Here is a 22,449-nt window from a genome sequence, read left to right as displayed (position 1 = left end):
GGCTCAGCGCCCGGTGAGATCGGCGAGATAGCGCCCGATATCGTCCAGGAAGACGCCCATCATCACGCCGAGGCTGCCCAGAAGCAGCAGCATGCCGATGAGGACCGAGGCCGGCACGGCGACGAAGAACACCTGCATCTGGGGCATCAGGCGCGCCAGCACCCCCAGGCCCACGTTGAACAGGATGCCGAAGGCGATGAAGGGCGCGGCGATCTGCACGCCCAGCGCGAAGCCCCGCGTGATCGCCTTGAGGGCAAGACTCGCCGCCTCCCCGAGGCCCGGCACGCCGTCCGGCGGCAGCAGGACGTAGCTGCGCCCGATCGCCTCCAGGGCCACGTGGTGCAGGTCGCTCGCCATGATCAGCGTGACCCCGAGGAGCGCCAGGAAGTTGCCGATCGCCGCCTGCTGTCCGCCCTGCGTCGGGTCCACCGTCATGGCGTAGGACAGGCCGAGCTGCTGCGAGATGATCATGCCCCCCGTCTGCAGGGCGGCGAGCACCATGCGCACGGTCAGCCCGAGCATGAGCCCCACCAGCAACTCGCCGATGAGGAGCGCGATCAGGCCCGGCCCCGCGATGGCGCCGCCCTGCATCGGCAGGAGCGGGCGCACCGCCGGGAACAGGATCAGCGACAGCAGCAGCGCGAAGGCGAGGCGCAGGCGCGGCGAAACCAGCTGCTCGCCGATCCCCGGCATCAGCATCACCAGGGTGCCGATCCGCGCGAAGGTGAGGAGGTAGGCCGCCGCGATGCCCGGCAGGAGGAGGTTCATGGCCTCTCATAGCAGGCTCTAGCCGCCGGAGACGATGCGGGCGGCGATGCGCGTCATGTAGCTGCCGAGCGCGTCGCCCATGAAGGGCAGCATGAGGAGCAGGGTGGCGAAGACCGCCACGATCTTGGGCACGTAAATCAGGGTCTGCTCCTGGATCTGCGTGAGCGCCTGGACCAGGGAGACGGCGAGGCCGACCACCAGGGCCACGAGCATGATCGGCCCGGCCACTTTGAGGAAGACGAAGATGCCGTCGCGGGCGACGTCGATGATGGCGAGACCGGTCATGGGGGCGATGTCATCTCGCGGCTGGGCGAACGGGGGACGAAGGAAAAGGCCTGCGGTCGGACGGGATCTGCGGGCTAGATCCGGTGCTAGATCTGCATGCGCATGATTTCCTCGTAGGCCGAGATCACGCGGTCGCGCACGGCCACCAGGGTCTGCAGGGCGGTCTCGCTCTCGGCCACGGCGGTGACCACGTCGACGACGTTGGCCTTGCCGCCCGCCACCGCAATGGCCTGGCTGTCGGCCCGGCGCCCCGCCTCGCCCACGGAATCCAGGGTCGAGGACAGGAGGGACGTGAAATTCGAGCCCGTGGCCTGCCCTGCCGGCGCGATCTTGGGCGCGCCCTTGCCGCCGATGTTCTGGATCGCAGCGTAGGCGCCGGCGGCAAAGGCGTTGGTGGTCATGGCGGCGGGCTTTCAGGTGGAGCGAGGATCAGGCCTTGAGGATCTCGAGGGTCTTGGCGACCATCCGGCGGGTCGCCGTGATCATGTTGAGGTTGGCCTCGTAGGAGCGCTGGGCCTCGCGCATGTCCATGTTCTCGATCAGCCCGTTGACGTTGGGCATCGCGACCTCGCCCTTCGCGTTGGCATTCGGGTTGCCGGGGTCGTACTTCGTGCGGAAGGGTGCCGTGTCGCGGCGGACGCGGCCCGTCTCGATGAGGGCCGCGCCGGTCTCGCGGTCGACCTGGCTGCTGAAGGTCGGGATCTTGCGCCGGTACGGCTCGGCCCCGGGGGTGGCGGGGGCCGAATCGGCGTTGGCGATGTTCTCGGCGATGATCCGCATCCGGCTCGACTGGGCCTTGAGGCCCGAGGCGGCGGTGGTCAGGGATTTCAGGAAGTCCACGGGGCGCGCTCCCTCCGGTCAGCCGACATCATCGCTCAGCGCTTCCCGATGGCGATCTTCAGGGTTTCCAGGCTCTTCTGGTAGAGCGAGGCGGCCATCTGGTAGTCCGCCTGGTTGTCGCCGGCCTTCATCATCTCTTCCTCGAGATTGACGCCGTTGCCGCTCGGCCGGATCTCGAAGCCCTTCACCCGGCGCGGGTCGGCCCCCGGGCCCTCGGGCCCGCCGGCGGGTCCGATATGAGCGGTGTTGGTCACCGCGAGGCCTGCGCCCGTGGCCGCGCCCGCCGGCTGCGCGAGGCCGCCCCCTGGGCGCCCGAGCTCGGGGCTCGCGAGGTCGCGCGGCTTGAAACCCGGCAGGTCCGCGTTGGCCACGTTCTCGGCGAGGAGCTTCTGGCGGGTCTGGTGCCACTGCATGCGCGTGCGCAGCATGCCGAGGATGGGAAGGTCGGTGACGGACATGGTGGCGGACCCTCCCCACGCCCGGAAGAATCTGCCCGGTGGGACCGGCAAAATCTGCCGCCCTCATGGTTAACACCGCGTTAAGATGACGGCGGAGATCGGCGCTCCGAGGTCAGGGCGCGCGCTGCGTCGGGGAACGGGCCTGCGGGCAGTCCGGCGGCGGCGGGACGGTCGGGTTCAAGGGGGCGCAGGCGGCCGGTGCCCCGCTGCCCCGCGCGTCGTCGCGGGACGCGCGCATCGCGCCCCGGCTCCAGAGCAAGCCGACGGTGATCGCGGCCGCGAGGATCAGAGCGATTGCCAGGAAGGGAATCCAGCGCGGCACGGTCAAGGGTTCAGCCCTCCCGCGCGGCAGATTGGCGATCGCGCCAGAGCGCGTAGGGGTGCTCCGCCTCCGCGACCGGGCGGTGCGCCACCCGCATCGGCTGCTCGGACAGGGGACGGCACAATTCGGCGTAGATGCCGGCATCGAGGAGGCCATGCTCCGCCCCCTCCTCCGCACTGAAGGCGAAGTAGGCCTCGCGGATGCCGGACAGGCGCATGGCCGCGTGGCACATCGGGCAGGGACGTCCGCTCGCGTAGACGATGCAGCCCTCGAGCTTCGGCGTGCCGAGGCGGCGGCTGACCTCGCGCAGGGCCACCATCTCGGCGTGGTCGGTGGGGTCGTTCGTCAGCGTGATCGTGTTCACCGAGCGGGCCAGCACCGTTCCGTCGCGCACGATCACCGCCCCGTAGGGACGGCTGCCCGAGCGGGCATTCTCACGGGCCAGGGCGACGGCATCGCGCAGGTGGTCGTCGTGACGGGCATCTTCCTGGGGCACGGGTCCGGTCTCCCTCGACTCTTCGGGAAGCAAACGCGGCGGCATCCACACGGGGTCCCGATTCGAGAGCCGCTCCGGGCAGTGCCTTGAGGCGCGGCTAACCCGATCCCGCGAAGATCGTCGGGATGGAGTTCGCGTGTCGGCTTCGCCGTGTGGATAGCCCATGCCCTGCCGGCCCGTGACCGGATCGGGCGCCCCTCAGCGGTCGCGCAAGCCATTGCTGCGCCGGGGCGAGGTCGATCCCCGCAAAGGACCTGTTAACGAAGTCTTAACGTTATTGCCCCGCACCGGCGGCGCCATGATACTGAGACCACTAGTGTTGCGTCGGGCCACGAGCCCCTAAAAGCGAGAGACCCCGGTCTTGTCATCGTTCTTCAGCTCGGATGGTCCCTTCTCCCTGCAGTTCGCGATCATCTTTGCGATCATCTTCCTGGTTCTGGCGGCGGGCCTCCTCGTGCTGCGGCGCTTCACCGGACGGGGCACCGCCTTCGCGGGCAAGACCGCCGCGCGCGGGCGCCAGCCGCGCCTCGGGATCGTCGACATCTACGAACTGGACCGGCAGCGTCAGCTGATCCTCCTGCGGCGCGACAACGTCGAGCACCTGCTTCTGGTTGGCGGCCCCAACGACGTCGTGGTGGAACGCAACATCACACGGGGCATCAACGCACGGCTGGCGACCGAGGAGACCGCCTACGACGAACCCTCCGAGCCCGTTCAGGACATGGTCGCGCCGGGCGCGCAGCGCCCCGGCCCGCACGTGGATTTTCCTCAGGCCTCGCCGCCGCAGGCCCTGCCGACCCAGGCGCCGGCCGCGGCCTATCGCGAGCCGAGCTTCGAGATGCCCCTCGTGGTGCCGGCCCCCGTGCCCGGATCGGAGGCGATACCCGTCGTCAAGCGACCCCTCGACCTGCCGCCGCAGCCGGAGCCCGATGACCTGTTCCGCCCCGCCCCGCCGAGCGAAGCGCCGCCGCGCAAGGAATCGCAGCTCGCGCGGGTGATCCGCCGCGCGCCACCGTCCCTCGTCAATCTCGTGCCCGCCGCCCTCGCCGAGCGGGTCCGGATGCCCCTGAGCCAGCCGGAGCCGGCGCCGGCGCCGCTCCCCGATGCGCCCGCTCCGGTGGTCGCACCGCCGGCCACCCGGGCGATCGACGCCGCGATCCTGTCCGACATGGCGCGGCAATTGGAGGAGGCCCTGCGCCGGCCCTCGGCGGCCGTGCGTCCCGCCGCGCCCATGCCGTCCGAAGCCCGGCAGCAGCTGGACGCTTCGGCCCAGCCCGAGCCGGTTTCCACGCCGGCTCCGCACGACGCCGCTCAGGACGCGTTCGCACCGCCGCCCGAGCCCGACCTCGTTCCCACGGCGGATCATCCGGAGCCTGCGGAGCCGGTCGACCCGATCGCCGCCGCGATGGCCGCCACCGCCGCACAGCCCGACCCCACGCCGGAACAGGCATTGGACGAGAGCTTGTTCCGCGAGGCGGAGCCGTCGATGCACACCGCCGAGCCGGAGCCGGTTCCGTCGGAACCGGTCTTCGTCGAGCCCCCCGCGCCGGAGGCTTCCGTCGAAGTGACGCCCCACGAGGAGCCGGTGGTCCACGCCGTGGTCGCGGACGCTCCCCAGGTCGAGGAGCCGGTTGCCCCCCCGCCCGTGGCCGAGGCCCCTGCCCCCGCACCGCCCGAGCCGCCTGCTCCCGCTCCGGCGCCCGCCAGCCCGAACCCGTTCTCGGTGGAAGAGATCGAGGCCGAGTTCGCCCGCCTGCTCGGACGCCCCCTCGACCGCAAGCATTAGGCGCGCGGCGCGGCGGGGATGCGCGCCGGAGCCCGGATGATAAGAGGAGCGCGCGGCCGAGCCGCGTCGCACCCACCGGAACCGGCATGACACGCGCCCTGTACCGACCGAATCGCTCCCTGCGCAAATCCCTCGCTCCGGCGATCCTCGCGGGGGCGGGCCTGACCCTGGCGGAGGGTGCCGCGCACGCCCAGAGCCTGTCCGTCGATCTCGGCACCGGCGGCGTCACCGAGCGCGCGCTCCAGCTCGTCGCGCTCCTCACCGTCCTGGCGCTCGCCCCCTCCGTTCTCGTGATGGCGACGTCCTTCACGCGGATCATCGTGGTGCTGTCGATCCTGCGTTCGGCGCTCGGCACGCAGAGCGCACCGCCCAACGCGGTCATCACGAGTCTCGCCCTGTTCCTCACCGCCTTCGTGATGGCTCCGGTGGGGCGGGAGGCCTACCGCACCGGCATCGAGCCGCTGATCGCCGGGCAGATCACCCAGAGCGTCGCCTTCGAGCGCGCCTCGGCTCCGTTCAAGACCTTCATGCTGCGCAACGTCCGCGAGAAGGACCTCAAGCTTTTCCTCGACATGGCCAAAGCTCCGCTGCCGGCCGGGCCCGAGGCGGTCGGCCTCGAAGTCCTCACCCCCGCCTTCATGATCTCGGAACTGCGCCGGGCCTTCGAGATCGGCTTCCTGCTGTTCATCCCGTTCCTGATCATCGACCTCGTGGTGGCCTCGATCCTGATGGCGGTGGGCATGATGATGGTGCCGCCCGCCACCGTCGCGCTGCCCTTCAAGCTGATCTTCTTCGTTCTGGTGGACGGCTGGACCCTGGTGGCCGGGTCGCTGATCCAGAGCTACGGCGTCTGAGCACCGACCTGCGTCGGGCGAAGCACCCCTCCCAACGCAGAAGGGCGCCCACTGGGGGCGCCCTCACGTATTCATCCCGTATCGCGGCGCGGATCAGCGCTCGAGGTAGCTCTTCAGGGTGGTGATGCGGGTGCCCACGAGACGCACGGCCCGCTTCAGGCGGTCCTCAGAAACGCCGAGGCGCGAGGCCATCGTGCTGCGCTGCTGGCTGTCGTAAATGTCGAGATGAGTCTTGCCGGACTTCGAATCTAAGGGTTCCGTGAGCATGGCGAAGCCTTTGATGTGCGGGGCGCGTCGGGGTCGCCGCAAAGAGGGATGCGATTGGATTGAGAACGTCGCCTCCGCGCTTTTGTTGCCGCCACACGACGCGAATTTCACGAATCGCGAGAGGCTTTTACGCCGCAGCGCCGCAGCCCGGGCGAGACCGCGTCCGGTGCTTCAGCCGGGCGGCGTCGCCGGCCCTTGCGCGTCGGCGCGGGCATCCGGGTCGCGCTTGGCCGGCGCCGGCACGGCGCTCTCGGGGTAGCGCTTGCGATACTCCGCCAGGAAGGCCTGAAGGGTCTCGGCGCTGGTCGCCTTCTGGGCGATCTCGCGGAAGCCGGCGGTGCGCACGGCGTTGGCCTGGGTGAGGAGCGAGAAGGTGCGGGCATCGACGCTCTCGGCCATGGGGCCGGCGAACTTCGCCCGCAGGCGTTCGAGGCCGAGGCTCTCGCCCGCGAGCCCGTACGCGATGGCGGTGCGCAGGATGTCGGTGCGGGCGGTGTCGTCGAGGGGCGCGCGTCGGCGCCAGGCCTCGCCCACCAGGGCCTCGTGCGCCTCGCCGGCCTCCCGCCAGCGCCGCCCGGTCCAGAGGATGTCGGCGCGCAGGCGGGCTGCGTCCGGGCCGGGCTCGCCCTCGATGGTCTCGAGGGCGAGGTCGGTGCGCGACAGGTCCGAGAGGGCCCGGGCGCGCAGAAGGGAGCGCGCCCGGCGCAGGTCCTCGGGCAGTTCCGGCAGATAGGTCGCGTCGAGACTCTGGAGCGCCTGGAGCGGCTTGTCGTCCATCAGCCGGATCGCGGCGAGGCGCGCGGCCACGCTCGCCCGGCTCGCGCCCTGCAGGCGGTGGTCGACCTGATGCTGTAGGAGTTCACCCGCCGAATCGAGCAGGTCCAGCTCCACCAGCCGGTCCGCGAGACGCCGCACGATCTCGTCGCCGCGCCGGCCGATCGGGGCGAAATCCTTGAAGTCGAAGTACAGCGCCAGGGCCTCGATGCCGGTGAGCTTCGCGCTCCGCTCGCCGAGGAAGAGGTCGTCGAACAGGGCCTGCGCCATGTCGTGCACCTCCCGCACCAGGGCCGTGTCCCGGCCCATGGCGTCGGCCCGCCGCGCGGTCAGGAAGGCTTGGCGCCAGCGGCCGCCCTCGACATAGAGCTTGGCGAGGTTCGCGATGGTCCGCGGCTCGAGGTCGCCGCCGTGCCAGGACAGGGCCAGCACCTCGAGCCGTTCGATGGCCTCCGCCACCGGGATCTTGCCGGCGGCGTGACCCAGCATCGTCGCGCGCAGCCGGGCGGCCGCGGCGATGCCGGGTTCGGTGCTCCCACTCAGGCGCTCGTAGGCGTCGAGGGCGGCCACGGTCTGTCCGGTGACCTCGTCGATGCGGGCGCGCAGGAAGGCGAGGTGCTCCTGGATCGGCCGGTCGGCGCCACGGGTCGCGGCGATGATCTGCCGATTCGCCGCATCCCAGTCGCCGGTCTCGATCGCGGCCTCGGCCGCGGCACTCCGCAGCCGGGCCTGGAGGTCGTCGGGGTAGCGGTCGAGCACACCCGCCGTCGCCCGGAAGGCGCCGTCGGCGTTCGACCAGCGCCCCTCCTCGGCATCGAGATAGCCCTGCCACAGGCGCGCTTCCGGGTCGTTCCGGAGGAGCTCGGCGGCAAGGCCGCTGCGGGCATCCCCGATCCGGCCCATCAGCGCATTGCCGATGACGGTGAGCATCGCAACGTCGCGCTGTCCGGCCAGAACCGGATCCTCGCCGGCCGCGGCCTTCAACACGCCGAGACCCTCGATCGCCAGGCGGTTGGAGAGGAGGCTGCGCGCCAGCATCATCCGAAGCGGACCGCGCGCGGCGCGGGGCGCGTCGGCGGCGGCCTGAAGCTGATCGCGGAGCAATTCCCGCACGTCCCCGCGCTGGGCCGCCTCCCAGGGGGCCCGCTCGATCGCGAGATCGTTCAGGACGCCGAGGGGGCCTTCGGCGGCGCGGGCCACACCCGAGACGGCCATGCCGGCGTCCCGGCCGATGGCGACGCCGTCGATGTCCGGGCGCACGAGGAGGTCGTCGGCCTGGGCCAGCACGGCGACCCCCTGGCGACTCGGCAGCAGCTCGAAATCGACGAAGACCTGCCGCTTCGGGATGCCGGCCGGCTTCGGACCGTAGCCCGACACCACCGCGATGCGCTCCCCATCGAGGTCGAGCCAGGAGGCCGCTCCCGGGCGCGGAAGGTGGACGGAGACCGCGATGCGACCCGCCGCGTCCGTGGTGCGGATCGCCGCGAGGGATTCGCTCGCCGCGAGGTTCTCGCTCGCCACGAGTTCCCAGCCGGTGGGGGCGTCCGTCGGCCCGGCGGGGACGAGGTCGAACAGGCGGTCGCGGGGCACGGGGAAGCGCAGCACCGTGGCGCGCCCCTGCCGCAGCGGCGGGCCCAGCGGCGTGAGGAGCGCGTCCCCGACCGGCACGACGACCGTCTCGGCGGTCTCGAAGACGAGATTGGCGATGCCGGCCCGCTCGAACAGGGCGGCGGGGGGCATGCGCTGGAACGGGAATACCATGCCAGGACCCGCCGGGCGCTGGACGACCGGATCGGCGGGCGGCCTCGCACGCGTCTCGCCGCCGGCCGCGCCACGCGGGCGCGACGCCTCGCCTGCTTTTACTCCATCGGCCGCGGCCTTCTGCGACGCGGCGATCGCCTCGGCGCCCGCCTTGTCCGGAGCCGCGCCGTCCTGAGCGGTCTTGTCCTGTCCCGACTTGGCCTTGTCCGGCGCCGGCACGCGCGCGACATCGACCGTGACGCCGTCCTCGTCGCGGAAGGTGCGGATCTCGTAGCCGGGCGCCGGCGTCACGAGGAGGCGCGGGCCGGCGGGATCGGGCTCGACCTGCAGGGACTCGATGGCGGGCTTCAGCCGGCCGCGGGTGGCGGCCTCGTCGATCCGCCACGCGCCCGGTACGGTCACGCGGGTCGCCGGCCCCACGGTGTCGAAGGGCGACGTGGCACCGGGGGGCAGGCGCAAGCTGAGCCGGGTCAGGGTCGGAAGCTGGGCGAGTTCGAGGCGCAGCAGCGTCGGCTCGACCGGCGGGCGCGCCGCCTTCAGGGCGAGTTCCGCCGCGCGGGTGCGCTGGAACAGCTCGGCCACGATTTCGGGCGGCAGGGCCGGCGGCAGCCCGGCCCAGTCCTGGGGCAAGAGATCGACGAAGACGGTCTCGCCCGCCTCCTGCACGTTGACGCGGTAGGGCCTCTGGAGGGCGAGCCGCAGGCCGGTCCCGTCGGGATCGCGCCGGACCGCGGAGACGTAATCCGGCATCTCGATGGCGATGCGCTCGGCGGCGGCACCCGAGCGCTCCGAGAAGCTTAGCACCAATACGGAACCCGAAACCCGCGCCTTGACGGAGACCGCACTGTCGAAGCTGAGCACGATGCGTCCGTAGCGCTCGGCCTGGGCGCCCTTGATGCTGGTCAGGCGCGCCGCCTCGGCGACACCGCCGCACCACAGGCTTCCTGCGACCAGCGATGCCGCGAACAGGCCGGCCCAGGGCCGACGCCGTCGTATCGCGGGACCGGCACGCAGAACCATCGCAGGATACGCCAACCCCGATCGGCGGCCGGGTCCCTCCACGGGGCCTGCCACCGGACGCTACAAGTTCGGCTACTCTCCCCCGTCGCGGCTAACGCGCGCTTAATGCGCCTGGGCGGAGCGGGTCACCGCTTGGCGAAGAGGCGCGGAATGGTACGGCCGGTCTCGCCGAAATTCTCCGCCGCACGGGTGCAGTTCGTCGGGATGTCCCGGGCATAGACCTCGGCATAGGCCAGAGCCCGCAGATGCAGGTCGCCGGCCTCGAGGTCGTCGAAGGGCACGCCGAGCCCCGTCACCACCCCGCGGAAGCGCGCGTCGTCCGTGCGCAGATCCTGGCAGTGGATGCGCACGAAGGCCACGAGGCCGGCGAGCTTGGCAGCGTTGTTCTTCTGGCGGTCGGCCGGCGTCTCCGGGGCGGCCGGACCCGAGGGCGGCTCCGGGGGAGCGGGCGGGCGTGCCTCCTGGGCGGCCGCCTGTCCGAGCAGCAGCCCGGCGATGGTCGCGGCGGCCAGCATGGGGTGGATCATGGCGCGTCTCCTGAGGTGATGACGATCACGCCGCCGGGTCGAGCCGAAAGCGCCCTTCACAGGCCCAGCTGCGGGCCGAGGTTCCGGAATTGCCCGGGCGCTCAGTTCGCCAACGCGATGGCACGCGCCAGGGCCGGGGCGAACCCGGTCAGCGGAACGCTGATCACGGTCGGGTCCTTCGCCTCGGGCTTCATCGCCGAGACGAGGAGGTTCTTGGCCGTCTTCATGGTGTCGGTCGCCAGCGTCGGCAGGGCGATCGGCACCAGGCAGCCCTCCTGGCTGCAGGACAGGAAGGGCGCGCCCTTGCCGAGGACGGCGTCGTCGAGCTTGAAGGTCAGCCCGGGCTCGATCGCGAGGCCGAGGGGCATCAGGATGAACCCCGGCGCGCGTCCGTCCGACGGCGGGCGGATCTCGATGGCGAATTCGCGCCGGCCCTTGGCGCCCTGGGCCTGCATCACCGCGCATTCGGTCTTGGCGACGGCGACGTCGGCGCGCGCGCAGGTCACCGTCCAGTCCCCGTAGACCTCGCTGAGCGACGTCGCGCCGATGGGCCAGATGGCCGCCGGGGTCGAAGCGGCAGGCGTCGTGGCCGCCGGCGTGGCGGGCTTGGGAGCGGCTGGTTTCGCAGGGGCTGGCTTGCGGGGCTTCGGCTTGGCAGGGGCTTCCGCCGCGGGCTCGGGCGCCTCGGCGTCCTGCGCGCGGATCGGGCTCGCGGCGGCGAGCGTGATCGCCAGGACGGCGAGAGGTCTGATCAGGCTGGTGAACGGCACGATGATGGCTCCCCGGACCCGGAGGGCGCGTCCTGGCCTACCGGATGGCCTGCCCCTAATGGCCGAGGGCGCGCGGCGCAATGGAGGCGGGGCGCCGCCGGGCCGTTTCCCGGGGGGCCGCATCCGCGATCCTCAGCGTCGGCCGGTGGGCTCGATCGCCGGAAGCTCGTTGGGCCCGAGCCCTGCCGCCACCGTCGGCGCGGGGGACGCGCCCTGGCCCCGGGCGCGGTTGGCGAGAGCCACGGTCAGCTTCTCGGCCGGCTCCGATTGCATCAGAGCCAGCACCTCGGCCATCTTGCGCGGGTTCATCGCGAGCACGATGGGGACGAGGACCTCCAGGTTGAGCCGGTCGAACACCCGGGCGGCATCCTTCGGCTTCATGGTCTCGTACATCGTCACGATGTTCTTCAGGGCGGCCCGTTCGGCCTCGGCGCGCTGGGAGCCACCGCCCTCGCCCTTTTCCTCGCTCTGCTTGAGGGTGTCGACGCCCTCCTCGAGCTTGCGCTCGGCGGTGCCGAGAAGCTGCTCGCGCAGGTCCAGCGCATCGCTGCGCTGCTTCAGGCTGTCCCGGCGCGCGGCGAGACGCTCCAGCAACGCCCGCTCGGAGGCCGGCATCGCTTCGGGCGGGGGCGGAGGGCGCGGCGCCGGCTTTTCCGGCTCGGGCGCGGGCTTCTCGGGCTCCTTGGGGGTCACCGACCCCGTCGTTGCGGGGTCCGACGGCTCGTAGTTGGTGCGGGCCTTGGCCAGGACGCGGGCGAAATCCGGCAGGGGCGCGCCGGGCTTCGATTCCTCGACCGCGATGGCCGAGAGCTTGAGGACGAGCAAGCCGGCCGCCGCCAGGGTCACGGCATCGATCAGCCGCAGCCGGAAGGGGCGCGGCTGCGGCAGGCGGACGAGGCGGCCCGGTTTCTTCACGCGGCCTTGCTCCGCAGGCGCCCGAGCGCCCGCTCCGACATTGCCAGCGCGGCGGCGGCGGCGACCCCGAGGCGCTCGCCGTTGGGGCTCGCCGGGGCGGGGGCGGCGCGCAAGGGGGCCACCACGATCTCGCTGGGATCGCGCCGCTCCACGGCCTCGGGAGCCGTGGGGCGTGGGGGCGCGCGGCCGGGGGCGGCCTGGGACACGATCGAGGCGATGCGGGCGATCACCGTTTCACCGGCCTCCACATGGGCGGCGAGGTCCGTGGCATAGCGCTCGGCGGTGCCGAGGCGCTCGGTCAGGGTGCGGTCGCACTCGTCCAGGGTCGCGCGCAGGCCCACGATGGCGCGCTCGGCGGTGGAACTCGCCATGACGAGGTCGCCGATCGTCTGGCGCAGGGCCGCCTCGTCGGCCTTGAGCTTGGTGATGCGCCGGCTCAGCCGCACCGAGGACACGATGCTGGCGACGAGGAGGATCGCGACGAGGACGTCGGCCGCGAGGGTGACGAGGAGGCTCATGGCGATGCGTCACCCGTCCGTGCGGTTGTTCATGGAGGCCTCGAAGGCCTGGAGGGTGGTGCGGGACCGGCGCAGGGGCCGGGTGAGCTGAACCGAGATGTTGTCGTCGATCCGGCCGATGCGCCCCTGCGTCAGCGCCCAGTCGCCGCAGCGCACGGCGATGAGGTCCGAGGGCTTGGTGTCGAACATCAGGGTGTCGCCGACCTTGAGGGAGAGCACCTTCTTCAGGGGCAGCATCATCTCGTGCAGCACCGCCTCCATGGCGGCGTCGGCCTGCCAGATCTCGGTCGCGAGGTGGCTCTCCCAGACGTGGTCGCGCCCGAGCTTCTCGCCCATGAAGCTCTGCATGAGCAGTTCACGGATGGGCTCGATGGTGGCGTAGGGGAACAGGATCTGCAGCTGACCGCCGCGCCCGTCCATGTCGAGCTTGAGGCTGATCAGGATCGCGGCGTTGGCGGGCCGGGTGATGGTGGCGAAGCGCGGGTTGGTCTCGATCCGGTCGATGGCGAAGCGCACCGGCGAGAGCGGCTGGAACGAAAGTTCGAGGTCCGTGAGGATGATCTCCACGAGGCGCCGCACGAGCTGCATCTCGATGGTGGTGAAGGGCCGCCCGTCGAGGCGGGTCGACGAGCCGCCGCGCTTGCCGCCGAGCAGCAGATCGAGGGTCGAGTAGGCGAGATTCGACTCGACGGTGACGAGGCCGGAATTCTCCCAGGCATCGGCCCGGAACACGCCGAGCAGAGTCGGCAGCGGGATCGCGTTGAGGTAGTCGCCGAACCGCACCGAGGTGATGTTGTCCAACGTCACCTCGACGTTGTCCTGGAAGAAGTTGCGCAGGCTCGTCGACAACAACCGGATCATCCGGTCGAAGACGATTTCCAGCATCGGCAGGCGTTCGTACTGGACGACGCCCGAATCGACGATGGCGCGCACGCCGCCCGCGCCCGAGGCCGAGAGCTCGCGCAGGGAGAAGCCGAGGACGCCGTCGATCTCGTCCTGGTTCAGGATGCGGTCGTTGCCGGCGAGTTCGGGGAGATTGTCGGTCTCCCCGTCCTCGATCATCGTCGCCCACTCGGCGGCGACGTCGCTGGCATGGGTCGTGGTGCCCTGCTCGGCGAGCGCGGCGCCCCACTCGTCGGCGAGCGAGGATTCCCCGCCCTCGCCGTTCTGGGCGATGAGTGCGGCCGCCCAGTCGTCCTCGTCGATCGCGTCGTCCGGTCCGGCCATCAGACTCTCGTCACTCGCATGGTTCTCGTCGTCCCGCTCCGCCGGCCGCGCCGGCTACTGGACGACCACGTCCTTGAACAGGACCGCCTCGGCGCGGGCCGGATGGATCGCGACGTTCACCCGCCGCAGCAATTCCTCGCGCAGGCGGTAGATGCCGGCCGAGCCCGACAGGTCGCTGGCGCGCAGCTCGCGCAGGTAGACCTGGAAGGCGTCCTCGATGCGCGGCATCAGGGGCTTCACCTCGCCCTCGACCTTGGCGTCCTTCAGCTCGATCGCGACCTTGATCTTGGCGAAGCGCGTCTTGTCCTGGCCGGGCTCGCTGGCGAGGTTGATCATCATCTCGCGGACATCGAGGAACACGACCGGCTTCTTGACCTCGGCCACCGTATCGCCGTGCCCGTCGCCGCCGGCCTTCTTCTTCATGAAGAAGAACCCGCCGCCCCCCGCGAGCGCCAGCACCACCGCGCCGATGACGATGAGCTTCTTCTTCCCGGATTTCGGGGCCTCGCCCTCGGCGCCCTCCTCGCCCTCGGGCGCGGCCTTCTTCGGCTTCTTGGCCATGGCGGAACCTCGGGGATGGGACGGGATCTCCGGGCCGGCGCGGCTTACGCATCGGCCCTCATCGACGATATCGGACGAACAGGGTTAACGCGTCGTTAAGGCGGCAAAAGCTGCCGGGTCGGACTTGCCGCGCGGCGCGGCGCGTCCCCCGCCGCGGGTCACGCGGCCTCGGCATAAACCTCTCAGATTGAACGGAAAATCGGATCTCGGACGATTGGCACGCACCGTGCGGACACCCTGACGTCGTCGCTCGTCGGGGCTCAGGGTTTCATGCAGAACGCATTGTTCGTGGGGGTTTCGAGCCAGGTCGCGCTTCAGCGCGAGCTGGACGTCATCGCCAACAACATGGCCAACGTCTCGACCAACGGCTTCAAGGCCCGCAACAGCCGCTTCCAGGAATACCTGATGCCGGTGGCGAGCGCCGATTCGTTCCAGAAGCCGGACCGGCGCGTCTCCTACGTCATCGACCAGGGCACCGCCCTCGACCTCGCCCAGGGGCCGATCGAGCAGACCGGCAACCCGCTCCACGTCGCCGTGCGGGGCGACGCGTTCCTGGTGGTGCGCACGCCGAACGGCGACCGCTATACCCGCAACGGCGCCTTCGAGACCAACGCGCAGGGCACCCTCGTGACCAGCGACGGCTACCCCGTGCAGGGCGAGGGCGGCCCGATCCAGATCGGTCAGCAGGAGACCGGGATCGCCATCGGCCCGGACGGCACCGTCTCCACCAACCTGGGCATCCGGGGCCGCGTCCGCCTCGTCACCTTCGCCAACCCGCAGGCCCTCACCAACGAGGGAGCCAACCTCTACGGCTCCACCGCCCAGCCGCAGGCCGCGGGCCTCGCGGGCCGGGTGGAGGCGGGCGCCCTCGAGCGCTCCAACGTCAAGCCCGTGGTCGAGATGACCCGGCTGATGGACGTGAACCGCACCTACACCATGGTCTCGGGCGTGATCTCGCGCCTCGACGACCTGCGCGGGACGGCAATCCGCCGCCTCGCCGACGTCGCGTAAGGAACACCGCAGATGCGCGCCCTCTACGCCGCCGCCACGGGCATGGCGGCCCAGGAACTCAACGTCCAGGTCATCTCGAACAACATCGCGAACCTGCGCACCACCGGCTACAAGCGCCAGCAGGCGCATTTCCAGGATCTGCTCTACCAGAACCTGCGCCGGGCCGGCTCCTCGACCTCGGACCAGAACACCCAGCTGCCCGCCGGCCTCGCCATCGGCTCGGGCGTCAAGACCACCTCGACCGCGCGGGTGATGTCCCAGGGCACGCTCACGAGCACGGAGAAGGACTACGACGTCGCGATCCGCGGCGAGGGCCTGTTCCGCGTCACCCTGCCGGACGGCCGCACCGCCTACACCCGCGACGGCTCGTTCGACCTCTCGGCGCAGGGCCAGCTCGTCACCCGCGACGGCTACCTCGTCGATCCGGGCGTCACGGTGCCCAACAACGCCACTTCGGTGACGATCAGCGCGCAGGGCGCCGTGCAGGCGACCGTGCCGGGCCAGACGGCGCCGCAGGCGCTCGGGCAGTTCCAGCTCTCGCGCTTCGTCAACAAGGTCGGCCTCGAATCGATCGGCGACAACTTGTTCATCGAGACCGCCGCCTCTGGCCCGGCCATCAACGGCCTGCCCGGCGCCGAAGGCTTCGGCAACCTCCAGCAGAGCTACCTCGAAGAGGCCAACGTCAACGCCGTCACCGAGATCTCCTCCCTGATCGCCGCGCAGCGCGCCTACGAGATGAACTCGAAGGTGGTGACGGCCGCCGACCAGATGCTCTCCACCACCTCCCAGATGTTCCGCAGCTGACCGGGCTCCTCACCATGCACGCTCTGCGACAGATCACGCCCTATCGCCCCACCCGGGTCGCCACCCTCAGCGTCGGGATCGTCGGCCGCGCCCTGCTCGCCGTCCTGGCTCTCTGCCTGCTCGTCGTCCAGGTGCTGGCGCAGGACGACCGGGGGGACGGCCCCTTGCGCCTGCGGGGCGACGTCACCGCGCGCGGCGACGTCCTCACCCTCGGTGACCTCGTGGAAGGCGCCTCCGCGGAGGCCGCCCGTCGTCCGTTGTTCCGGGCGCCGGCGCTGGGCGCCACCGGCACGATCCAGGCCCGGCGCATCGCCGACGCGGTCGCGGGCCTCGGCCTCGGCGCGGTCGAGACGGGCGGTCGGGTCCAGGTCTCGGTGCTGCGCTCGGCGCGCCGGGTCACGGCGCCGGAGATCGAGGCCGCCCTCAAGCGCGCCCTCGAGGCGGGCCACGCCCTCGATGCCCGCAACCTCGCCGTGCGCCTCGACGGCGAGGCGCCGGTGCTGCTGGCCCCCGTCGACCTCGACGGGCCGGCCTCCGCCCTCGACGTGGCCTACGATCCGCGCTCGCGCCGCATCGCCGCCCTCATCACGCTCGGCGAGCGCCAGGCCTCCCTGCGCGTCACCGGCCAGGTCGTGGAGATCCGCGAGGTCGCCGTCCTCGGCCGCGCCCTCAACCGGGGCGAGGCCGTCACCGCCGCCGACATCACCCTGGAGCGGCGCCCGCGCGAGGCGACCCCGCCGGACGCTCAAGGCGCGTCCCAGGGCGGGCTTGTGGGTCAGGTGGCCCAGCGAGGCCTCAGCGCGGGTGCGATCCTGCGGGCCGGCGACCTCGCGCCGCCCGATCTCGTCGCGCGCGGCGAGGCGGTCACCATCGTGTTCGACGCGCCCGGTCTCAACCTCTCCCTGCGGGCCCTCGCCAACGAGAGCGGCCGCCTCGGCGCCACCATCACGGTCACCAACCCGATCTCGAAGAAGATCCTGTCGGCCACCGTGATCGGCCCCGGCCGCGTCTCGGTCGGCCCCGCCCCGGCGATCCGGCAGGCCAGCGCCGCCCTCGACGCGCCCGCCCTTCAGCGCTGACCCTTCGCGGTCGGCCCGTCCATCCGGTTTTCCAAAGGTTCGGTCCCGATGCTTCCCCGCCCGATGACCCACCATGCGTCCCGCCCCCTGGCCGTCGCGCTGCTTTGCACCGCGCTCGGCGCCTGCAACACGGTCGACCGGCTCTCGCAGATCGGGGCGACCCCGGCCCTCTCGGCGATCGAGGACCCGACGGCGCAGGCCGGGTACAAGCCGGTGCGCCTGCCCATGCCGGAGGTTCAGCCCGTCTCCTACGCGCCGAATTCGCTCTGGCGGACCGGCTCGCGCGCCTTCTTCAAGGACCAGCGGGCGGCGCGCATCGGCGATCTCGTGACCGTCAAGGTGAACGTCACCGACAAGGCGAACCTGAACAACGAGACCAAGCGCTCGCGCTCCAACGCCGAGGGCTTCGGCCTGCCCAACGCCTTCGGCCTCGAGAAGAACGCCGGGGTCGCGGCGGCGGGCATCGCGGCCGACAAGCTCCTGAACGCCACCTCGACCTCGTCGAGCGACGGCGCCGGTTCGGTTCAGCGCAACGAGACGGTCACCACCAGCGTCGCCGCCATCGTCACGCAGATCCTGCCGAACGGAAACCTCGTGGTGGAGGGCAAGCAGGAGATACGCATCAACTTCGAGGTGCGCGAACTCATCGTGGCCGGCGTGGTGCGTCCCGAAGACATCGAGTCCGACAACACCATCGAGTCGACGAAGATCGCTCAGGCCCGCATCGCCTATGGCGGCCGCGGTCAGATCAGCGACGTCCAGCAGCCGCGCTACGGCCAGCAACTGGTGGATGTGATCCTGCCGTTCTGAGCGGCGGGCGAGGCGGGGGCGGCGCCCCCCCGCGCTGCCGGTCCCTAATCGTCGCGGTAGACGCGCTCTCGCCGCTCGTGGCGTTCCTGCGCTTCCAGCGACAGGGTGGCGATGGGTCGGGCATCGAGGCGCTTCAGGGAGATCGGCTCGCCCGTCTCCTCGCAATAGCCGTAGGAACCGTCCTCCAGCCGGGCCAGCGCGGCGTCGATCTTGCCGTTGAGCTTGCGCTGGCGGTCGCGCGCCCGCAATTCGATGGACCGATCGGTCTCCGACGAGGCACGATCCGCCAGGTCGGGGTGATTTTCGTTCTCGGTCTGGAGTGCCACCAGCGTATCCTGCGCTTCGCGGAGGATGTCCGATTTCCAGCTCATAAGTTTTCGGCGGAAATATTCACGCTGCCGATCATTCATGAACGGCTCGTGCTCACTCGGTACGTACCCGTCCTCAATCGTGACCTTCGCCATTCGCGCCTCTTGCAGCCGGTTCGCGGCGATCATTTCGCGTGGCTATAATGCAGGGGCCAGGCCACGACAACGCATCGTGAACGCCGCCCACCGCAATCCTCACGGATGATTTCCGCGCTGCGGCAAACACGCAACGGCTGTAAGCACTTGGAGGCGAAGGCCGACACGCGACAGCGACGCCTGTTTGTCACGGCCACGCTGTCCTGCGTTAAAATGCAGGCGTCGCGTCCGGTCGATCCACAGGCGTCTCGGCCCGGAGCCGGACCGACCCGCCGATATCGCGGAACCGCTGCGAGAGGCTCACGTTGGGCTCGGCGCCGTCGAAACGCGCTGGCATCCGAGCATAACGCAGGCTGATCCGGACTTTTCAGTTCGCCTGACGTGAACACCGGCCGATTTGTACGATTGTAAGTCTGCCCCTCACCTGAGGAAGGTCTGGGGCCGGGCCCGATAACTCGTTTCCTCATCATCTATCATTCGGAGCAAGCGTCATGGCCACCAAGACGAAGACCCTTCACGATGCGTTCTACGAGACGCTGAAGGATGTCTACTATGCCGAGAAGCAGTCCGTCCGTGCCCTCAAGAAGTCCGCCAAGGCCGCCGAGCATGCGGAGTTGCGCAACGCTTTCGAGACCCATGCGGAGGAGAGCGCCGAGCAGGTCGAGCGCCTGAACCAGGTGTTCGAGATCATCGGCAAGCCGGCCCGGGCCAAGACCTGCGAGGCCATGCAGGGCATCACCTCCGAGATGGAGGAGGATCTGGAGGATTTCGCCGACAGCCCCGCCGCCGACGCGGTGCTCGCCGCCTGCGCCCAGGCCGTGGAGCATTACGAGATCGCCCGCTACGGCACCCTGAAGACCTGGGCGCGCCAGCTCGGCTACGAGGACGCCGCAAAGCTGCTGGAGCAGACCCTGGAGGAGGAGAAGAAGACCGACGCGCTTCTCAGCCAGATCGCCGAGCAGCTCAACGCAGAGGCCAGCGAAGCGGTCGAGGAGACCGAAGCGGCGCCGCGCGCGAAGGGCAAGTCCAAGGCCTGATCTGGCCTTTGCCGAAACGTTCTCCGGGATGCCACCGATGCGGCGTCCCGGAACTCAGGCGGCGCGGGTGGCCGAGAGCTTCGCGATCTCGACGGCCGCCCGCAATTCGATCTCGGCGACGAGCCCGTCGAGGCGGGGGTCGCCGCTGACGCCGGCCCGTTCGCCGAGGCGCGAAGCGATCGCCTGGAGGTCCCGCGTCGAGACGCGGCCCATGATGAGCGAGGCCTTGAGCCGGTCGAGCCCGTCGAGGAGATCGTTGCCACGCCTGGCCGAGCGGCGGCGGCGCTCCTCCGGCGTGTCCATGTTCGTCTGGAGCGTGAGGATCGCATCGAGGCCCGCCAGGGTAGCGGCGGGCGTCGCGGCGGCGCTGCTGGGGGCGGCGCCGGGATTCGACACCGCGAAGGCGGGGGCGCCCTCGGCCCGACGCGGTGTTCCGGCGGCGGCGGCTGTGGTGACGAAGCGGGTGTCGACGCGCATGGCTTGAGACCGATCGGGGCGATGGTCCGCCCAACGGGCTCAGAATCCGGCCGGCGTGGTTAACGAATTGCAAACGGCTCGGCAGAAGCTGCCGGGTCGGCAGGAAAGGCGGTTGCGACCGCCTTACCACCCCGCCGGGGCGTTTCCGAAAAATCTTTTTTTGACAATGACTTGAGGAATATTGGAGGCGTGGCACGCTCCTGGCAGATGGTTCCGGACCCGTCCGTCTCGAAGTGCGCCATGTCCGATCGGTTTGCCCGTTCCAGCCCGCTCCGCCGCCTCGCCCTCTGCCTGCTGGCACTGGCGATGGGGTTCGGCCATGTGGCGCCAGCCCGGGCGCTGTCGCGGGTGAAGGATCTCGCCAGCGTCGAGGGGGTGCGCCAGAACCAGCTCGTGGGCTACGGCATCGTGGTTGGCCTCAACGGCACCGGCGACACCCTCAACAACATTCCCTTCACCAAGCAGTCCCTGCAGGCGATGCTGGAGCGCCTCGGCGTCAACACGCGGGGCGCCACCATGCGCACGCAGAATCTCGCGGCGGTGATGGTCACCGCGAGCCTGCCGCCCTTCGCCACGCAGGGAAACCGCATCGACATCACCGTGTCGTCGCTGGGCGACGCCAAGTCCCTCCAGGGCGGCACCCTGCTGGTGACGCCTCTGCTCGGCGCCGACGGCGAGGTCTACGCCCTGGCCCAGGGCTCCGTCGCCATCGCGGGCTTCTCGGCGGAAGGCGACGCCGCCAAGATCACGCGGGGCGTTCCCACCAACGGACGCGTGCCCAACGGCGCCATGATCGAGCGCGAGATGGCGTTCAAGATGAACGACATGCGCTCCCTGCGCCTGTCGCTCCGCAATCCCGATTTCACGACCTCGAAGCGCATCGCCGCCGCCATCAACGACTTCATGGGGGCCGACACCGCCGAGCCCACCGACCCGGCGACCGTCACCCTGCAGATCCCGGCCCGCTACACGGGCAACATGATCCGCCTCGTCACCGAGGTCGAGCAGCTCAAGGTCGAGCCCGACCAGACCGCGCGGGTCATCGTCGACGAGCGCTCCGGCATCATCGTGATGGGCCGCGATGTCCGGGTTTCCACCGTGGCGATCGCGCAGGGCAACCTCACCGTGACCATCACCGAGCAGCCGCAGGTGAGCCAGCCCGCGCCCTTCTCGAACGGCACGACGACGGTGGTGCCGCGCACCGGCGTCAAGGTCGATACCGGCGACGGCAACAAGCTCGCCCTCGTGAAGGAGGGCGTGACCCTGCGCGAACTCGTCGACGGGCTCAACGCCCTCGGCATCGGCCCCCGTGACCTCATCTCGATCCTGCAGGCCATCAAGGCGGCGGGCGCCCTCCAGGCCGATATCGAGGTGATGTGATGCCGGCCCCCTTCCGTCTCAGCCAAGCGAGGTGACACCCATGCTGTTCGCACCACTCGCCGCCAGCGCCGCCCTCGGGGTCGGCAAGGCCATCGTCGGCGATATCGCCAAATCCGTGCAGGGCGCGGTCGGCTCCGCGACGGCCTCCACGGCCAAGACGGCCGCCGAGGCCAAGGCGCGCAAGGCTTCGACCGATTTCGAGTCGATGTTCCTCGAGCAGTCGCTCGATCGCCTCGCGCAGTCCGAGGGGACCGACGGCCCCCTGGGCGAGAACGGCACCGGCGGCGGCGTCTATCGCTCGATGCTCACCAAGGAATATGCCGCGCAGATCGTGAAAAGCGGCGGCGTCGGCATCGCCGACGGCGTCTTCCGCGAGATGATGAAGATGCAGGAGGGCACCGGTGCAGCGACCAACTGAGAACCAGCTTCCCCGCGTGACCGACCGGGCCGGCGCCGCCACCCTCGTCTCCGCCGTGATGGCGAGCCTGGACGCCCTCGAGGCGCTGCTCGCCCGCGAGAGCGGCCATGTCCGCGTCGGGCGCCTGCGCGAGGGCTTGGCCGAGACCGAGCGCAAGACCAGTCTCGCCTCCACCTACCTCCAGGGCCTGGAGGCGATCAAGGCCAACGCCATCGCGCTCGCGCGCTTCGCACCCGAGGGCATCGCTGCCCTGAAGGCCGCCCATGCGCGCTTCACGCAAAGCGTCGAGACGAACCAGGCGGTGTTGGCCACGGCACGGACCGTGTCGGAGGGCCTGGTCAAGACCCTGGCCGACGAGATGAACCGGGCGCGCACGCCGACGGTTTACGGCCGGCCCTCGCAAGGGCCCTCCCCCTATGGACGCAGCGGCGTCGCCCGCAGCCAGCCCCTGGTCCTGTCCCGCAGCCTCTGAGCGTCGTCGGACCTACGGCCGGCCGTGGCCCATGCGCACGAAGGCGCGCACGGGGCCGAGATCCGATTCGCTCCGGGTGTCGATGGACAGCTGGCCCGCCGTGACCGGGCCGGAATGCTGCGTGCCGATATCGACACCGGCCACCGCGCGGCCGCTCACCCGCACGCAGGTCGCCGACCCCGGAACCCGCACGAAGCCGGGTCCCAGCCGGGGACAGGGCAGCATCGCCTCCCGTTGCGGCTGCGGCACCGGTCGCTCCGCGGCGCGGGCGGGCCCGGCGCCGAGGAGCACGGCGCAGATCAAGCCGGCACGAATCGCATCGTTCATGGTGCGGGCCCCGTGGGTGAC

28 protein-coding genes are annotated in these 22,449 nt (G+C 70.8%); 10 read left to right on the top strand and 18 right to left on the bottom strand.

Annotation, left to right across the window (positions count from 1 at the left end):
• Positions 1-3 precede the first annotated feature (3 nt).
• The 7 genes from fliR to MKK58_RS05180 form a co-directional block, all read right to left on the bottom strand.
• The gene (gene fliR, locus MKK58_RS05210; RefSeq protein WP_243911093.1) at positions 4-768 is read right to left on the bottom strand and encodes a flagellar biosynthetic protein FliR; all 765 of its coding nucleotides are present in this window, start codon (positions 766-768) and stop codon (positions 4-6) included.
• 18 nt (positions 769-786) lie between these two features.
• Positions 787-1,053: a flagellar biosynthesis protein FliQ gene (gene fliQ / locus MKK58_RS05205; RefSeq protein ID WP_243911092.1), complete on the bottom strand. Its 267-nt coding sequence runs from the start codon at positions 1,051-1,053 to the stop codon at positions 787-789.
• 86 nt (positions 1,054-1,139) lie between these two features.
• The gene (fliE, locus tag MKK58_RS05200; protein WP_243911091.1) at positions 1,140-1,454 is read right to left on the bottom strand and encodes a flagellar hook-basal body complex protein FliE; all 315 of its coding nucleotides are present in this window, start codon (positions 1,452-1,454) and stop codon (positions 1,140-1,142) included.
• Positions 1,455-1,482: 28 nt separating this feature from the next.
• On the bottom strand, positions 1,483-1,893 hold the full coding sequence (gene flgC, locus MKK58_RS05195; RefSeq protein WP_243911090.1) for a flagellar basal body rod protein FlgC: 411 nt from the start codon (positions 1,891-1,893) through the stop codon (positions 1,483-1,485).
• Between the two features lie 35 nt (positions 1,894-1,928).
• Positions 1,929-2,351 carry a flagellar basal body rod protein FlgB gene (flgB, locus tag MKK58_RS05190; protein ID WP_243911089.1) on the bottom strand — a complete coding sequence of 141 codons (423 nt, stop codon included), beginning with the start codon at positions 2,349-2,351 and terminating at the stop codon, positions 1,929-1,931.
• A gap of 112 nt (positions 2,352-2,463) precedes the next feature.
• Complete coding sequence (locus MKK58_RS05185; protein WP_243911088.1) at positions 2,464-2,679, bottom strand: molecular chaperone-like protein; 216 nt, start codon at positions 2,677-2,679, stop codon at positions 2,464-2,466.
• A gap of 4 nt (positions 2,680-2,683) precedes the next feature.
• Entirely contained in the window at positions 2,684-3,169 is a 486-nt protein-coding gene (locus MKK58_RS05180; RefSeq protein WP_243911087.1) for a nucleoside deaminase, read from the bottom strand.
• A gap of 361 nt (positions 3,170-3,530) precedes the next feature.
• Here MKK58_RS05180 and MKK58_RS05175 point away from each other — a divergent pair, with 361 nt between their 5' ends.
• Both MKK58_RS05175 and fliP read left to right on the top strand, forming a co-directional pair.
• Complete coding sequence (locus tag MKK58_RS05175; RefSeq protein WP_243911086.1) at positions 3,531-4,955, top strand: hypothetical protein; 1,425 nt, start codon at positions 3,531-3,533, stop codon at positions 4,953-4,955.
• 86 nt (positions 4,956-5,041) lie between these two features.
• A complete protein-coding gene (fliP, locus tag MKK58_RS05170; protein ID WP_243911085.1) occupies positions 5,042-5,809 on the top strand; it encodes a flagellar type III secretion system pore protein FliP in 768 nt (255 codons plus the stop codon).
• Positions 5,810-5,902: 93 nt separating this feature from the next.
• Here the strand turns inward: fliP and MKK58_RS05165 are convergent, their stop codons facing one another.
• The 8 genes from MKK58_RS05165 to fliL form a co-directional block, all read right to left on the bottom strand.
• Positions 5,903-6,076: a DUF3606 domain-containing protein gene (locus MKK58_RS05165; protein ID WP_243911084.1), complete on the bottom strand. Its 174-nt coding sequence runs from the start codon at positions 6,074-6,076 to the stop codon at positions 5,903-5,905.
• Positions 6,077-6,247: 171 nt separating this feature from the next.
• Positions 6,248-9,631 carry a hypothetical protein gene (locus MKK58_RS05160; RefSeq protein ID WP_243911083.1) on the bottom strand — a complete coding sequence of 1,128 codons (3,384 nt, stop codon included), beginning with the start codon at positions 9,629-9,631 and terminating at the stop codon, positions 6,248-6,250.
• 125 nt (positions 9,632-9,756) lie between these two features.
• Positions 9,757-10,158, bottom strand: coding sequence for a hypothetical protein (locus MKK58_RS05155; RefSeq protein ID WP_243911082.1), 402 nt, complete (start codon positions 10,156-10,158; stop codon positions 9,757-9,759).
• 101 nt (positions 10,159-10,259) lie between these two features.
• Positions 10,260-10,928, bottom strand: coding sequence for an invasion associated locus B family protein (locus tag MKK58_RS05150; protein WP_409565190.1), 669 nt, complete (start codon positions 10,926-10,928; stop codon positions 10,260-10,262).
• A 132-nt stretch (positions 10,929-11,060) separates the two neighbouring features.
• Positions 11,061-11,843 (bottom strand): MotE family protein, encoded by a 783-nt coding sequence (locus MKK58_RS05145; protein WP_243911081.1) that lies wholly within the window; start codon positions 11,841-11,843, stop codon positions 11,061-11,063.
• Positions 11,840-12,361, bottom strand: a complete 522-nt coding sequence (locus tag MKK58_RS05140; RefSeq protein WP_243911080.1) for a DUF6468 domain-containing protein — start codon at positions 12,359-12,361, stop codon at positions 11,840-11,842. Before MKK58_RS05140 ends, MKK58_RS05145 begins: the two co-directional genes overlap by 4 nt.
• A gap of 9 nt (positions 12,362-12,370) precedes the next feature.
• Positions 12,371-13,588, bottom strand: coding sequence for a flagellar motor switch protein FliM (gene fliM, locus MKK58_RS05135; RefSeq protein ID WP_243911079.1), 1,218 nt, complete (start codon positions 13,586-13,588; stop codon positions 12,371-12,373).
• 54 nt (positions 13,589-13,642) lie between these two features.
• Complete coding sequence (gene fliL / locus MKK58_RS05130; protein ID WP_243911078.1) at positions 13,643-14,149, bottom strand: flagellar basal body-associated protein FliL; 507 nt, start codon at positions 14,147-14,149, stop codon at positions 13,643-13,645.
• Positions 14,150-14,419: 270 nt separating this feature from the next.
• On the opposite strand from fliL, the gene flgF reads away from it, so the two are divergent.
• From flgF to flgH, 4 genes are read left to right on the top strand one after another with little or no spacing between them, the layout of a single operon-like run.
• On the top strand, positions 14,420-15,160 hold the full coding sequence (gene flgF / locus MKK58_RS05125; protein ID WP_243911077.1) for a flagellar basal-body rod protein FlgF: 741 nt from the start codon (positions 14,420-14,422) through the stop codon (positions 15,158-15,160).
• A gap of 12 nt (positions 15,161-15,172) precedes the next feature.
• Positions 15,173-15,964 (top strand): flagellar basal-body rod protein FlgG, encoded by a 792-nt coding sequence (flgG, locus tag MKK58_RS05120; RefSeq protein ID WP_238279421.1) that lies wholly within the window; start codon positions 15,173-15,175, stop codon positions 15,962-15,964.
• A 14-nt stretch (positions 15,965-15,978) separates the two neighbouring features.
• The gene (gene flgA, locus MKK58_RS05115; RefSeq protein WP_243911076.1) at positions 15,979-17,043 is read left to right on the top strand and encodes a flagellar basal body P-ring formation chaperone FlgA; all 1,065 of its coding nucleotides are present in this window, start codon (positions 15,979-15,981) and stop codon (positions 17,041-17,043) included.
• A 48-nt stretch (positions 17,044-17,091) separates the two neighbouring features.
• On the top strand, positions 17,092-17,853 hold the full coding sequence (flgH, locus tag MKK58_RS05110) for a flagellar basal body L-ring protein FlgH (protein WP_373320884.1): 762 nt from the start codon (positions 17,092-17,094) through the stop codon (positions 17,851-17,853).
• Positions 17,854-17,897: 44 nt separating this feature from the next.
• On the opposite strand, the gene dksA is transcribed toward flgH, so the two are convergent.
• Positions 17,898-18,317 carry an RNA polymerase-binding protein DksA gene (gene dksA, locus MKK58_RS05105; protein WP_243911075.1) on the bottom strand — a complete coding sequence of 140 codons (420 nt, stop codon included), beginning with the start codon at positions 18,315-18,317 and terminating at the stop codon, positions 17,898-17,900.
• Between the two features lie 491 nt (positions 18,318-18,808).
• Here dksA and MKK58_RS05100 point away from each other — a divergent pair, with 491 nt between their 5' ends.
• Entirely contained in the window at positions 18,809-19,354 is a 546-nt protein-coding gene (locus tag MKK58_RS05100; protein WP_243911074.1) for a ferritin-like domain-containing protein, read from the top strand.
• Positions 19,355-19,408: 54 nt separating this feature from the next.
• On the opposite strand, the gene MKK58_RS05095 is transcribed toward MKK58_RS05100, so the two are convergent.
• Positions 19,409-19,831, bottom strand: coding sequence for a flagellar assembly protein FliX (locus tag MKK58_RS05095; protein WP_243911073.1), 423 nt, complete (start codon positions 19,829-19,831; stop codon positions 19,409-19,411).
• A gap of 306 nt (positions 19,832-20,137) precedes the next feature.
• Between MKK58_RS05095 and MKK58_RS05090 the strand changes: the two genes are divergently transcribed.
• The 3 genes from MKK58_RS05090 to MKK58_RS05080 are packed head-to-tail and all read left to right on the top strand — an operon-like array spanning position 20,138 to position 22,101.
• Positions 20,138-21,211, top strand: coding sequence for a flagellar basal body P-ring protein FlgI (locus MKK58_RS05090; RefSeq protein ID WP_243911162.1), 1,074 nt, complete (start codon positions 20,138-20,140; stop codon positions 21,209-21,211).
• 40 nt (positions 21,212-21,251) lie between these two features.
• Positions 21,252-21,629 (top strand): rod-binding protein, encoded by a 378-nt coding sequence (locus MKK58_RS05085; RefSeq protein WP_243911072.1) that lies wholly within the window; start codon positions 21,252-21,254, stop codon positions 21,627-21,629.
• Complete coding sequence (locus tag MKK58_RS05080) at positions 21,613-22,101, top strand: hypothetical protein (protein ID WP_243911071.1); 489 nt, start codon at positions 21,613-21,615, stop codon at positions 22,099-22,101. Before MKK58_RS05085 ends, MKK58_RS05080 begins: the two co-directional genes overlap by 17 nt.
• Positions 22,102-22,113: 12 nt before the next feature.
• Here the strand turns inward: MKK58_RS05080 and MKK58_RS05075 are convergent, their stop codons facing one another.
• Positions 22,114-22,428, bottom strand: coding sequence for a porin (locus MKK58_RS05075; RefSeq protein ID WP_243911070.1), 315 nt, complete (start codon positions 22,426-22,428; stop codon positions 22,114-22,116).
• Between the last annotated feature and the right edge of the window lie 21 nt (positions 22,429-22,449).

Source organism: Methylobacterium sp. J-078 (assembly GCF_022829285.1).
Lineage (GTDB): Bacteria > Pseudomonadota > Alphaproteobacteria > Rhizobiales > Beijerinckiaceae > Methylobacterium.
Note: the sequence above shows the minus strand (reverse complement) of the source record. Positions and strands in the feature narration are given on the sequence as shown.